The sequence below is a fragment of the Peribacillus sp. FSL M8-0224 genome, assembly GCF_038003055.1.
Classification (GTDB): Bacteria; Bacillota; Bacilli; order Bacillales; family DSM-1321; genus Peribacillus; species Peribacillus frigoritolerans.
In genome coordinates, this window is the sequence record NZ_JBBOOJ010000001.1 from 2,253,276 (window position 1) to 2,266,078 (window position 12,803).

Consider the following 12,803-nt stretch of genomic DNA (forward strand, 5'->3'; position numbering starts at 1 on the left):
AGGAGGGAAAGCCTTGAATCGTATAGTTATTATAGGCGGTGGTCCTGCAGGGTATGTAGCGGCAATCACTGCTGCCCAGCAGGATAAGGAGGTCATATTGGTAGTCGATGGGCCATTGGGCGGAACCTGTTTAAACGAAGGCTGCATGCCAACGAAATCATTATTGAAAAGTGCCGATACGTATGACTTGGTGAAAAATGCCGGGCAAATGGGAATTCGCCTTTCCCCCCATTTGATTGAAGTCGATTGGGATACCGTACAGGAACGAAAAAGAGAGGTCATCTTTAAACTAGTGAACGGCATTCGATATTTAATGGGTAAGAATAAAATAAAAGTTATACAGGGCAGAGCTTCTATCCTTTCAAGCAATCGACTGCGGATCGAGAACGGAAATAAAAATGAAGTGATTGATGCAAGTAAGATCATCATTTCAACGGGTTCTGAACCGATTCCACTACCTTTTGCGCCGTTTGATGGTGAATGGATCATTCACAGTGGTCATGCCATGTCACTTCCTGCCATTCCCGATTCCCTGCTAATTGTCGGAGGGGGCGTCATCGGATGTGAATTTGCCAGCATTTATAGCAGGATGGGCACCGATGTTACCGTTATCGAAATGGGGGAAAAGCTGCTTCCAGGGGAAGATGAGGATATCACGAGCATACTGCATGAAGAATTGAAAAACCAAGGCGTTACGGTCCATACCTCCACAGCTGTCAAAAACATCAACGCAAGCAGTAAAACGGTATATTTAGAGAATAGCGATGGCAAATTGGAAGAAATGCAAGCTGATTACGTACTCGTATCTATAGGGAGAAGACCAAGAGTGAACGGAATAGGCTTAGAGGAAAACGATATTGATTTTTCCCGACTTGGCATCTCGGTGGATGATCGAATGCAAACAAGCAATCCATCGATTTATGCCTGCGGTGATGTGATAGGGGGCATCCAACTTGCCCATGTAGCTTTTCATGAAGGGCGTGTGGCGGCCCTGAATGCCTGCGGTCAATTTGCACAAGTGAATTACCGGGCAATCCCTCGCTGCATTTATACCTCCCCCGAGATTGCCAGTGTAGGCTTGACCGAAAAAGAAGCGCGTCAAAAATATGGTGAAATAAAAGTAGGTGAATTCGCTTTTTCGGCAAATGGGAAAGCTGTCCTTTCTAATAAACCGGTAGGAAAGGTCAAAGTCCTAGTGAATCCACAATATAATGAAATTCTAGGTTTTTCCATTGTTGGTCAGCATGCAACAGAATTGATTGGACAAGGAACGATCATGCTGCATGCAGAAATAACGGCAGATATGATGGAAGATTTAGTGGCGGCGCATCCAACCTTGTCGGAATCCATACATGAAGCTCTTTTAAATGTTGTAGGTCAAGCTGTGCATTGCTAAAACTGAAGGGGGAATTTGTATGGCTAGCGGTCAACGGACGGCGATAGTCACTGGTGCAGGTCGTGGTATCGGACGTGCCATTGCTTTAAGATTAGCTCAAGATGGATTGAATGTGGTCATTAATGACGTCAATCTGGATACGGCTGAATCGGTCGTGAAGGAGATTAGGGAACTTGGACGTGAAAGCTTTGCCGTTAAAGCGGATGTAAGCAATAGGCGGGAAGTATTCGAAATGGTGAATCAAATTGTGGAACGTTTTGGACAACTGGATGTTATGGTTTCAAATGCAGGAATTGCACAAATAAAGCCTCTATTGGAAGTAACTCAAGAAGATCTTGAACAGATTTTCAAAATAAATGTAAATGGTGTCCTCTTTTGCCTGCAAGCCGCGGCAGAACAAATGAAAAAGCAAGAAGGCGGGAAAATCATAAGTGCTGCCAGCATCGCCAGTTATAAAGGATTTAGCTTACTAGGTACATACTCGGCCACGAAATTTGCCGTAAGAGGAATAACACAAGCGGCTGCACAGGAATTGGCCCAGTTTGGCATTACGGTGAATGCCTACTGTCCAGGAATAGTCGGGACGCAAATGTGGGATTTAATCGATGAAAAAATGGGTCAATATATGAATCTTGCTAAAGGGGAAACATTTAAAAAGTTTATAGATTCCATAACCTTAGGACGCTCCGAAACCCCAGAAGATGTGGCGAAATTCGTCTCTTACCTTGCTTCACCGGATTCGGATTATATGACAGGTCAATCCATCATGATTGATGGAGGAGTTATTTTTTCATAAACTTTATTGTTTAAATGGAGAAGCATCATGTGAATGATCACATGATGCTTTTTTGTAAACTCAATCTATATATTGTAAGCGAATACATAATCTACTATAATTAAAAAGACCTCGAATAACATCCTATTTTATTACTCCATGGTATTTTTCCTCTAGATTGACTGGTCAAATGAAGGTTCAAACCAAATGATTAGAGGAGGATTATATGCTATCCACCAGTTGTTATCTACGTACATGGGAACGCTTTGTCAGTGAAGGGGTTCTCGATTCAAATCGTCTGAACAAGCGAATAATGGAATCCTGGTATCGCTGCAAAAAAGATCAAGTCAACCCATACCTTAATAAAGGCAAACATATTTTGACGAATGAATTATTGGACATTCAAAGAGAAAAAAACTCCTTCCTATTAGAAGTGGCATCACCCCAATTATCCAGGATGAATCAATCGATAAAAGAATCTGGAATGATGGCTTTATTGGTCGATCCGGATGGGTATGTCCTTTCACTTTCCGGAAACGAGAAAATCCTCGATGAGGCAGGAAAAATAAATTTTGTGGAGGGCGTATGCTGGACGGAGGGTGAGGTCGGAACGAACGCAATTGGAACAGCTTTGAAAACGGGTGAAGCCGTAATGATCCAAGGTACCGAGCACTATTCGATTGCCTCGCACAAATGGAGTTGCTCTGCGATGCCCATATTAAATGAAGACGGTAAGATATTGGGAGTTTTGGATATATCATGTCCAGTAGAATATTTCCATCCCTCCATGCTGGGGATGGTAGCCAATTTGGCGTATACGATCGAACAGGAAATGGGAATGCGTTCCTATAAAAAGGAGCTGGCACTGACCCAGCACTCGATAGAACTTGCAGAAACCTATCCAGATTTGCCTTTTATCGTATGTAATCATAAACAAATGATAATCTCCGCCAGTAAACAGGTTCGCAAAAAAATTCCTCAATCCATTGGTATGGCGTTGGCCGATCTGTTAAATCATGGATATCGAATCGTAAAGGAAAATCCGCTTCTATCCAAAGAGGATAATAGGATTTCCGGTAAGTGTTTATTCTTATCGGAGAATCATGGTCGTGAAGCCAATAGGCTTTTTCCTGCTTCAATGCCTTTAGAAAGATTTGCCTTCGAAGGGGAAAGGGGGATTAGTGAATCCTTTCATAACACATTACGTAAAGTGAAGCTTGTTGCACCGACAGAAGCAAATGTGTATATATCCGGTGAAACAGGTGTCGGGAAAGAGCTTATTGCCATGGCTATTCATGAAAATGGCATGCGCAAAAAAGGACCGTTCGTCACGATAAATTGCGGAGCCATACCTAAAGATTTAATGGAAAGTGAATTATTCGGGTATGTTGATGGCGCTTTTACAGGGGCTAAACGGCAAGGTCACAAAGGGAAGTTCGAGCAGGCAAATGGAGGAACCATTTTTCTCGATGAAATCGGTGAAATCCCTCAAGCGATGCAAGTTGCCTTACTGCGTGTTCTTCAGGAAAGAAAAATCGTTCCGATCGGCGGCACAAAAAGCATATCATTGGATATTCGCATTATCACTGCAACACACCGTAATCTTGAAGAGCTTGTCAATGAAGGTTCATTTCGGAAGGATTTATACTATCGGTTGAACGTTTACCCCATTCATGTACCTCCCTTAAGGGAAAGGATTGAAGATATTCCTTATCTGGTCAACTACTTGTGTTCGAAGAATAGTTGGAATATTCCATTAACGGAAGAATTATTGAATCGTTTAAAGGAGTACAATTGGCCAGGCAATATTAGAGAATTGCAGAATGTACTTCAGCGATTGACCATCTTACTAGCAGAAGGACCTCTGGATTATGTTAAAGTGTTGAATTCCATGCATTCACAGCCGGTTACACAGCATGATGAGTTCCCTGCATGGGAGGAACCTGGTGGTAAAAAAGGAATCAAGGGAAATGAACTGACGATCCGTGAAAAAATTCAACGGGATCTAATGATAGAGGCATTACAAAAATCAAGAGGAAATGTCACTTCTGCAGCAAAGCTGATGGATATACCAAGAAGTACATTTTACAAGCGGCTCCATAAGTATGGTATATAGACATGCGTGTGTACATTATGTAAGAAAAGCAAACTTATAGAAATCCTTTAAAAATGAAAGGGGTATGGCAAATGAAAACGAGAATGACTGAATTATTGGGGATTGAATATCCGATTATTTGCGGCGGGATGTTTCAAGTTGGCCGAGCCCCGCTCGCAGCCGCTGTTTCAGAAGCGGGGGGACTTGGTATCATCACTTCGAAAACACAGGTGACACCAGAGGGTCTCCGTGATGAAATACGCAAAGTGAAAACTTTGACCAAGAAACCCTTTGCTGTCAACCTGAACCTATTTCCAAGTCAAACGGCAACCCCGAATGATGAGTTCATCGATATTTTAATTGAGGAAGATGTGAAAATTGTTGAAACGAGTGGCCGAAGCCCAGAAAGTTTAATGCCCAGACTTAAAGAGCACGACTTTACCGTGTTACATAAGGTAGCGAACGTCAAAAACGCTGTGTCTGCAGAGAAATTAGGAGTCGATGCCATTATTATTGTCGGGAATGAAACAGGCGGACATCCAGGCATGGGGGATGTAGGAACGCTTGTCATGCTCCCTAGAGCCGTTGACTCTGTAAATATACCAGTAATAGCTGGAGGGGGATTTTCGGATGGGAGGGGCCTTATCAGCGCCTTATCACTCGGTGCTGAAGGTATCGTCATGGGGACTCGCTTTATGGCAACGCAAGAAGCACCGATTCATGAAAACGTGAAGCAGTGGATGGTATCGGCCAATGAAACGGATACGGTCGTCATCCAACGGAATATAGGCAGTCCTTCGCGTGTAGCATTAAATGCCGTCAGTAAAGAAGTGGACAAACTTGAAAATGAAGGTGCCACTATAGAGGAATTGATTCCGCTAATTACGGGACAAAGAAGCAAGGAAGTTTACTTTGAAGGAAATTTAGACGGAGGCATCTGGTCATGCGGTCAATCCGTAGGACTCATAAAAGAAATATTGACCGTCAATGAACTGATCAAACAAATCGTCCAAGAAGCAAAAAACTCGTTCGAATTCATCCAAAGCCGTATCGAATCCATTCGAACATAAATAACCTAACTGGAACATGCGATCAATAGTGATTTCGTGTTCCTTTTTTTATCTATTAAACATAAAGTTCCATAGGTGGTCAAGAATAGACTTTTTCAAAAATGCATGACCGTTATTTATAACAGAAGAATGATTTATAACTCTAACGAGAAAGGCCAATTCAATAGAAAAAAGCTACATAGCCGATCAATTACTTGCTAACTAACTTTAAGCAACTTCTTAATAAAGACTTTCACAAGTAAAAAACCAAAGAAAAAGGTAATTAACATTTCGTGAGTGTTTACATAACATTTTTATTCAGCTAAATCAAATAAAGCTTGAGATCTTAAAACCATTCTAATTTCTTCTGGCATATTTAATTCCTGAAACTTTTAAACCTTTTTATATGAAATGCAAAATCGACTTTTACGATTTTATTTCACTCATGAGAAACAAGAACTGATTGCTGAAAGTAGGTGTGGCTCTAAACAAATTTGATTTGCCTTATAACCCTTGGGAGCTTCCTATTGATTCACTGCATGTTTGCTGCACATATGAAAGCGGTCAATGCTTGTTATTGTACATCAAAACTCGATGGCGGATTGAGCATCATTAAGTTTAAAACATTTTTTAAAGGTTATTCATGCTATAGGCTGCTATGGGGTTAATTAAGAAAGCTTATAGGAGATTATGTGGCCAAATGGAGGATCTATCATCAATTTCAGGTAGAAAGCGGAACTTTCATGATAAAAAACCTATTGAATTGTCATTGAGATAAATTATATTTATATAATTTTTATTGAGTGTTAACCCGTGATTTTTTTCATTTATCCATTTAATTTATATATAAGAATAATAAAAATGAAAAATATGTAAATAAATCAAGGGTATTTAGATTACTGCAGAATTATTAGATGACGATAATAGGTCTTTAGGAAAGGAGGGAGCAATATGAAGAAAAAGATTAGTTGTGCATTTACCCTAGCTGCTTTTTTAATAGGAGGGGCAATCATTTATTACTCAATTTCTATATCTTTATACACAGCTACAGAAGATTTAAATGAATTCCCTGTACCTAAAAATGCTGAATTGGTTCAGTTAAATGAACAAGGGAATAGATATGAATGGTCAAGGGCTTCTGAAGAAGACCGCATTCCATTTGGATATGCAATGGCCCTTAAAGCGAATGGATGGAAAAAGGGGAAAAGTTCAGTTTTATACATGAAGGAAAATAATAAAATAGATTTAATTACCACAACCAAGCAATTAGAGATCCTTAGAGTGAAATGACTAAGGATGATAAATACTAATTGAATAATCCGATTTATAGCATAAAAATGACTGAAAACGAAATATGTTAACAATTAGCAGATAAATTAAAATTCAATATATAAATCAAGAAAACTTTAATGACCGTAACTGATGTGAAATTAGCTTAAATCCAAATCTTATTGCGAATTTAAACCGAATTTTTAATTGAAGATCAATCATTTTAATTGGAACAATATTTATTTACGTTTTAAAGTATAAGTTAACAATGACTAATTAATAAAAAAATTATAGATAAATAATGGCAATGATTAAATATAAAAAATCTGCATCTCGTCTCACTAAGTTAAGTATTCTTAAGATATGAGACAAAATAAACATTAAAAATACAACTTCCTATAATATATATTATGTAAACTAGAAAAATGTTTAATAAAAATGATTCTTTCCTTTAATGTCTACCGACACCTGACTTTCATTTCACTCTGCTGAAATATGATTTTTATCCAAAATAAAAAACCAACTACGATTTGTAGTTGGTTTGAACTATGATATTAATATCTACACTAATTAAGAATATATATCCAATATTTCTTGAAACCTTCTCATTACGTATTTATTAGATATCTGTTTTTTTATTTCATGACTTTTGCCTTTAATCCTATTGATATCTTGTAATGTTATATTCGAATCTTCTTGAATAATTTCAAAAGCTAACGGAGCTCCAGAATTGCTATAAAAAACAGGTCTGTGTCTTCCGTGGTATCCATAACCTCCAGGTTCACCTAAATAGCACATAATTAGCCATTCAATGATATCATCTTTAATAATTTCCTCACTACAATGGATAGTTCCACTAACTTCTTTTAAATCCCTCAACAGTTCACCATGTTTATCGTTATTATCCCAATGATAACCGGTGGACTCAAGTCTTTCTAAATAGCTTTTGTAAAAGCCATTTACATGTGCTGTTCTTAAATAAGGAAGTATGCCAGATACATTAGCCACTCTCATTTCACTTAGCAATGGTGGCCTTCTACCTAATCTTTTTTCAACAAAGTGTTGCGCAGCTTCTAAAGTGGTATTTCGATTGGTAAATGCTCTTATACTTCCTAATGCATTGTAGCAATTTTGTCTTACTATATCGGCATGTTTACTATCGAGTGAAGTACTTATTAAAAATTGATAAATTTCTGTTTGTCTTGGATCTGGAGCCTGCTTATAATCTTCAATTACTGCGCGGTCAATTGTAACTGGATTAGGCGACTCGACAATGGATTTGATCTCCGTTAGTTTAATAATTTGGACAGGATCATTAGCAAGAATTACATCGATACAAGTTTTAAAAATGTAAACTACATCTTCCACTCCTGCTTCATATTCATCATCCTCGTGTTCAAGATCCTTACGTATGTCATATACTCTGCAGATTCGACGATATTCAGGCCTGGACAATAAACCCATTCTGTAAGCTAATGTTATTAGTTTTCCTGTATCGTACCTTTCCAGGATATCTTCGTCACTAGAGATGTTGGGTAATTTATTATTTCTTGCAGCTTCCTGAGCAATATCTATACCTGCCATGATTATTTTTTCCCGCAGATCATGAATACTTGCATTAAAGATTCTCTGACACGCGCTGCTAGGGTCTACGGGTAAAATTCTCATTGTCCGTTGAACCAATTGCTTTGCATGCCATGCAGGCCTAATTCTGCTTAAATAATTTTTTACCCCGGATTCTTCTATAATTTCGTGATTTGGGTCTAGTTGTAATTCAGCTTTAGGGATTATTTCTAATTCATACTTTTCCTCAGTCACACCAGAACCCCCTCATAACTTGGTTAACGTAAACAATTATAACTCAAAAATTAATAATTGAAAATATTTACTTTATTTGAAAATATTTGTAATCATAACAAAAGCTAGTTTTGGCTCAGAAATAATTTCTTTGGTGTTTATAAAACTATCTTATATTTGCCTATAAAGTGTGCTTCTCTTTTATTTAAAATAAATAGTATATTAATCTTTTCGTTAAGGACTTCATTTAGGTCTGTGTATTGCTCTTTTTCGAGGTTACTCCTGAAAGAGTTAAAGATTAATCTATATCTCTCAAAAAGAATTATTGATAAGTATATATTTATTATAAAAACTGCAAACTTATGACTGTCTTGCAAATTTGTTGATAAATAATAATAAAGGGATTCTATTATCTCTTGATCCTTTTTTAAATCCAGTTCGAAGAAATCACAGATGTTTCTTTTTTTGTTTCTGATTGTCAACGGATATAGCTTGAGAAAGCCCCTCCACACTCATTCTTCATATTATATATGAAAGAGCATAAAGGCAGGGATTACAGTTACTCATTCTAACATCAAAAACCGGTCTAATACTTTTATTAGCATCTGAAAGGTTAGCTGCAGCGTGTAATTTAGTATTAGGGAACACTCCGTCTAAAATGTTATTTAATTCATTCATCATTCTACCGAATTCTTTTGTCTCATCTCCAGGGTCTAATTCTAGTTCAAGTAAAGCAAGATGTCTTTGCGCCTCTTGAAAATGGGATGAGGCATTTCTAACTTCCTCAAACAAACTATTTAATGTTTTAGTTAATGCTCCACTGGTACCAGATAATTCATCAATTTTATCTTGAGCAGGAATCAATAAGAAATTAGGTAATCGGGATAGAACAACCCCTGGGATACCACCTGGGTTTGTAAACCATTCTTCTTCTCCAGTCTCAATTAGATCATATAATTCTTCAAAAGATTCTATTAAAGTTCTTTGTGTTGCGTTTAAGTTTCGTCCCCTATTTACACCGTCAAATGTCTCGTCAACTAGTTCTTCACTCAATCCATTCTCAATATATTGGTCCAACGTCCTACAGGTCGCAAAACAGTCTTTTAAAACCCTTTTTACTTGTTTCATTTCAATTTTGACATTCAAACCTTTTTCAAACGTTTTTCTATAATATATCCTATACCCCGTCTCATCTGGGCAATTCGAATTATCATATCTAAATACTCTCCCTTTAAGACCTCGCCATTCCCTTGATTCTTCGGGACAATCCCTAAATTCAGCAGTTAAAATTATTTTGTCGCTCAATCTTACATTACTGGTGTTTTCGGAATTAAGGATACTAAAGAACTCATCGTCTGCATCAATTTTTTTTATATCTGTTAAAAGATATTCTAATGCTTTGAAAACAGTACTTTTTCCAATATTGTTTGCTCCAATTAAAAATGTACTAGAGCCGAATTTAATCGTAATATCAAAATGTTTTCTCAACCCCTGAATACGTAAACTATGTAGTTTCATTAAGCCACTCCATTCTTTTTAGAAAAAATTGATAAATAAAAGTCGAACAACTTCATTATATATCAAAAAATGGTATGAATTAACTTTAAAATCAAATTATTCAAATAATTATTATTCATTTTCAACACACCTAACTGTTAGAAACAATCAGATGAAGGTGATCATAAATTTCGGTGGTGATTTTTAACCAAAAAATAATTTCTACACAAAACTTCCGAAATTTTAGAAGTTTTGACGAATAATCATTTCAATAATCACAAAATCTGATGGTTGTTCAATTGCAAATTCAATAGCACGAGTAATGCTTGCATGCTCGATTACAACTTTGCTTTCTTCATCAATCCTCAAAGGCAACACTTTTGTGTCAACAATAAACAAAGACAACACTTTTGTGTCGACTTCTCAATGACACTAAAGTATTGTCTTTAATTTAAATTTCATTAAGAGAAAAGGAATTTCAAAGTCCACCCTTTTGTGTCATTAGTCAACCATGACTACCGCCCCTCATCTATTAAACATTTTTAACAACGTCTACCCCTGATATATAGACATCCATACGGAAAATCATTTTTACGAATGTTTTAGCTTCTCTATTTTCCTTTTATGATTAATTCTAAATTCCTGTCAAGTCTTTCTTTTTAAAATTATTATCTAATTGATAAATATCCTTGTTGAACCGTTTATTATTTGATTCATTTCCTTATTCCCGAAATAATTCACAAATCTTTACAAATATCCTATTCATGAATCTAAACTTTTCAAATATACCCCAGGGTGATTCAGATTTAGAAATCCATGATTTTCCACACGCAACGGGATTCGACAATACTTTCTTTTACGAAAATCATATTTCTCAGTTGCAACAATCCATTGTTCGGAATTCGCTTGGAAGACTTGTAAGTTTAAGCTACACGGTTACATTGGCAGAACCGGAGGCTTCTTAATTCAGTTAACCAATCCGATTCCATATATAAGGCGCTCTCCCCTTTTACAAATGAACTGCGTCTTCTTCTGTATTGCTTTTTTCCCCTGAAGTTAATTTTCATGGTGTTTCAACAAGCACATTTATAGGTTTTTTATGTTCAGTATATACATAACGTTGATAAATCGATATTCCAGCTTCTTCTTTAAAATAACTTGCCCAAACGATATTCAGCTATCATTCTTAATTGTACCCATTCAATATAACTTTAAATAGATCCTTATTTTTAAAAAAACAAACTTAAAAATCCAAGCCTTTTTTTATATCGGCATATATAGTGTAGAAAGGGAGTGATTAACTTGGCCGATTACGATAATAATTGTTGCAAAGAATCACACTGCGGAAAACAGGACCTCAAGAACCAGGGGGTGCTTTGGCTTAATCATTGTACAAATCCGTCTGGGAATTTTGTCATAAGATTTTGATTTCCGAGGATTCAGTTTAAATACAATCCCGAATCCGGAAACAAATGAGATCACTGTCTCTCTAAGTGGTGTCTATGAAATAAGTGCCGACCTTGTGTTACTAATGAACTTGAAACTTCATTATTCACGATTAAATGAAGTGTCATAGGGCCCATTTCAGGTTCCTCTTTCGAAATCGTAACAGGATTGACATGTCAAACTGGAGAACCTTCATGGTTTAACACTATAGGTAAGACCGTCCAAGTGGAATTAAATGCAGGAGAAAAAGTGTTTGTGTTTATTCAAAATGTGAGTGGAAGTGTTTCTTATAGATCTCCGTCACTTACTGTAAAACTACGTATAGGACCCCTTGTATCCTCTGCTAAAGAGGAAATAGAAACTATTAAAGCAGAAACAGAAAAAACAGAAAAAAAGCTTCATTGCTCGACTTTTCGGAAAGTGAACAATGAGAAAAAGGGTGAGTAAAATAGATATTCCAATTCAAGGTCGTAGATTTGTTGACACGACCTATAAGTGTAAAAAAGATGATTTCTTTAATAAAAAAGATGATTTCGTCAATAAAAACGATCATAAAAAATGTAAGGATTGTGAACAAGGTCCTCGAGGACCTCAAGGACCTCCAGGACCTCAAGGGTTTCAAGGACTTCCAGGACCTCCAGGACCTCCAGGCCCAGGGGGTGCTTTGGCTTATGGATCACTGTACGATCCGTCTGGAAATTTTGTCACAGTGTCTACGGTAAATCCCCCTACTCTGGGGCAGAAGGTTGTTTTCACAACTCCTGGGCCGTTATTAGGAACAGCTCCTTTTCCTCCTGGTCTTGGACCTTATACTGATATTGAGGTTCTGACTGCTGGGGTATATGAGATTAGCATGGATTTAACAGCTAGACTAATTAATGCTTCTAACTTAACGTTTAATACCGAAGTGCAGTTCAGGTTATTCATCAATGACACAACCCCAGTTCTTGAAAGTACTTTTGAATCCTTTAATCGAATTACAGGGGGTCCAGGCGGGCAACCATCGCAAGTTGAAACTAGAAACACGATAGGAAGAACAATCCAACTTCAATTATCCGCAAACGATAGGCTAAGTATTAGAGTTATTACTGCATCTGCCAATATAACATATAGGTATCCATCATTAGTAGTCACAAAAATCGCCAACTAGCTGCCAAAGTCATTAAATAGGAGCAAGAAGAGCCCTAACCTAAATGTTGTGGGCTTTTTCCGATTTACTGAACGTGGTGGTTTTGGTTACACACTAGTGGAGTCATAATGTCAAAAAATTAAAAAGACAGTAGATTTGTGTTTATTAATTTAGTGACACAAACACAAACCTGCTGTCTTTGGATTAAATTTGTATTTTTGTTAATCGAATGAAAAACAACACTTTTGTGTCGTTAATCACTCTACTTTATTATTTGTTTTAGCTTCTACTCCACTGATTTTTAACTAATGAGAAATATCCCCATACCCTTAATAATTCGAAAAGTGAAA

General features: G+C 36.9%; 10 protein-coding genes. 7 read left to right on the forward strand and 3 right to left on the reverse strand.

The features are described from left to right. The first annotated feature begins 13 nt into the window (after nucleotides 1–13). The 5 genes from lpdA to MKX49_RS10905 all read left to right on the forward strand — a co-directional run bounded on the left by lpdA (nucleotide 14) and on the right by MKX49_RS10905 (nucleotide 6,605). Nucleotides 14–1,396 (forward strand): dihydrolipoyl dehydrogenase, encoded by a 1,383-nt coding sequence (gene lpdA, locus MKX49_RS10885; protein ID WP_340876447.1) that lies wholly within the window; start codon nucleotides 14–16, stop codon nucleotides 1,394–1,396. A gap of 19 nt (nucleotides 1,397–1,415) precedes the next feature. Beyond that, nucleotides 1,416–2,192: an acetoin reductase gene (locus tag MKX49_RS10890; protein ID WP_340876448.1), complete on the forward strand. Its 777-nt coding sequence runs from the start codon at nucleotides 1,416–1,418 to the stop codon at nucleotides 2,190–2,192. Between the two features lie 205 nt (nucleotides 2,193–2,397). Further along, the gene (locus MKX49_RS10895) at nucleotides 2,398–4,287 is read left to right on the forward strand and encodes a sigma-54-dependent Fis family transcriptional regulator (RefSeq protein ID WP_340876449.1); all 1,890 of its coding nucleotides are present in this window, start codon (nucleotides 2,398–2,400) and stop codon (nucleotides 4,285–4,287) included. A gap of 71 nt (nucleotides 4,288–4,358) precedes the next feature. Continuing rightward, a complete protein-coding gene (locus tag MKX49_RS10900; RefSeq protein ID WP_340876450.1) occupies nucleotides 4,359–5,336 on the forward strand; it encodes an NAD(P)H-dependent flavin oxidoreductase in 978 nt (325 codons plus the stop codon). A 930-nt stretch (nucleotides 5,337–6,266) separates the two neighbouring features. Beyond that, the gene (locus tag MKX49_RS10905; protein WP_340876452.1) at nucleotides 6,267–6,605 is read left to right on the forward strand and encodes a hypothetical protein; all 339 of its coding nucleotides are present in this window, start codon (nucleotides 6,267–6,269) and stop codon (nucleotides 6,603–6,605) included. Between the two features lie 549 nt (nucleotides 6,606–7,154). Here MKX49_RS10905 and MKX49_RS10910 read toward each other — a convergent pair. From MKX49_RS10910 to MKX49_RS10920, 3 genes are all read right to left on the reverse strand, one after another. Further along, the gene (locus MKX49_RS10910; protein WP_340876453.1) at nucleotides 7,155–8,402 is read right to left on the reverse strand and encodes a hypothetical protein; all 1,248 of its coding nucleotides are present in this window, start codon (nucleotides 8,400–8,402) and stop codon (nucleotides 7,155–7,157) included. Nucleotides 8,403–8,900: 498 nt separating this feature from the next. Next, nucleotides 8,901–9,899, reverse strand: coding sequence for an AAA family ATPase (locus MKX49_RS10915; protein ID WP_340876454.1), 999 nt, complete (start codon nucleotides 9,897–9,899; stop codon nucleotides 8,901–8,903). A gap of 222 nt (nucleotides 9,900–10,121) precedes the next feature. Further along, nucleotides 10,122–10,277 (reverse strand): hypothetical protein, encoded by a 156-nt coding sequence (locus MKX49_RS10920; RefSeq protein ID WP_340876455.1) that lies wholly within the window; start codon nucleotides 10,275–10,277, stop codon nucleotides 10,122–10,124. A gap of 1,272 nt (nucleotides 10,278–11,549) precedes the next feature. Here MKX49_RS10920 and MKX49_RS10925 point away from each other — a divergent pair. Both MKX49_RS10925 and MKX49_RS10930 read left to right on the forward strand, forming a co-directional pair. Continuing rightward, nucleotides 11,550–11,771: a hypothetical protein gene (locus MKX49_RS10925; protein ID WP_340876456.1), complete on the forward strand. Its 222-nt coding sequence runs from the start codon at nucleotides 11,550–11,552 to the stop codon at nucleotides 11,769–11,771. Beyond that, the gene (locus MKX49_RS10930) at nucleotides 11,764–12,474 is read left to right on the forward strand and encodes an exosporium leader peptide (protein ID WP_340876457.1); all 711 of its coding nucleotides are present in this window, start codon (nucleotides 11,764–11,766) and stop codon (nucleotides 12,472–12,474) included. The genes MKX49_RS10925 and MKX49_RS10930 overlap by 8 nt, the downstream gene beginning before the upstream one ends. Nucleotides 12,475–12,803 lie beyond the last annotated feature (329 nt).

Excerpts from the sequence above, each read along its gene's own strand:
- MKX49_RS10890 (WP_340876448.1), top strand. The coding sequence starts at position 1,416 with ATGGCTAGCGGTCAACGGACGGCGATAGTCACTGGTGCAGGTCGTGGT.
- MKX49_RS10895 (WP_340876449.1), top strand. The coding sequence starts at position 2,398 with ATGCTATCCACCAGTTGTTATCTACGTACATGGGAACGCTTTGTCAGT.
- MKX49_RS10900 (WP_340876450.1), top strand. The coding sequence starts at position 4,359 with ATGAAAACGAGAATGACTGAATTATTGGGGATTGAATATCCGATTATT.
- MKX49_RS10905 (WP_340876452.1), top strand. The coding sequence starts at position 6,267 with ATGAAGAAAAAGATTAGTTGTGCATTTACCCTAGCTGCTTTTTTAATA.
- MKX49_RS10915 (WP_340876454.1), bottom strand. The coding sequence starts at position 9,899 with ATGAAACTACATAGTTTACGTATTCAGGGGTTGAGAAAACATTTTGAT.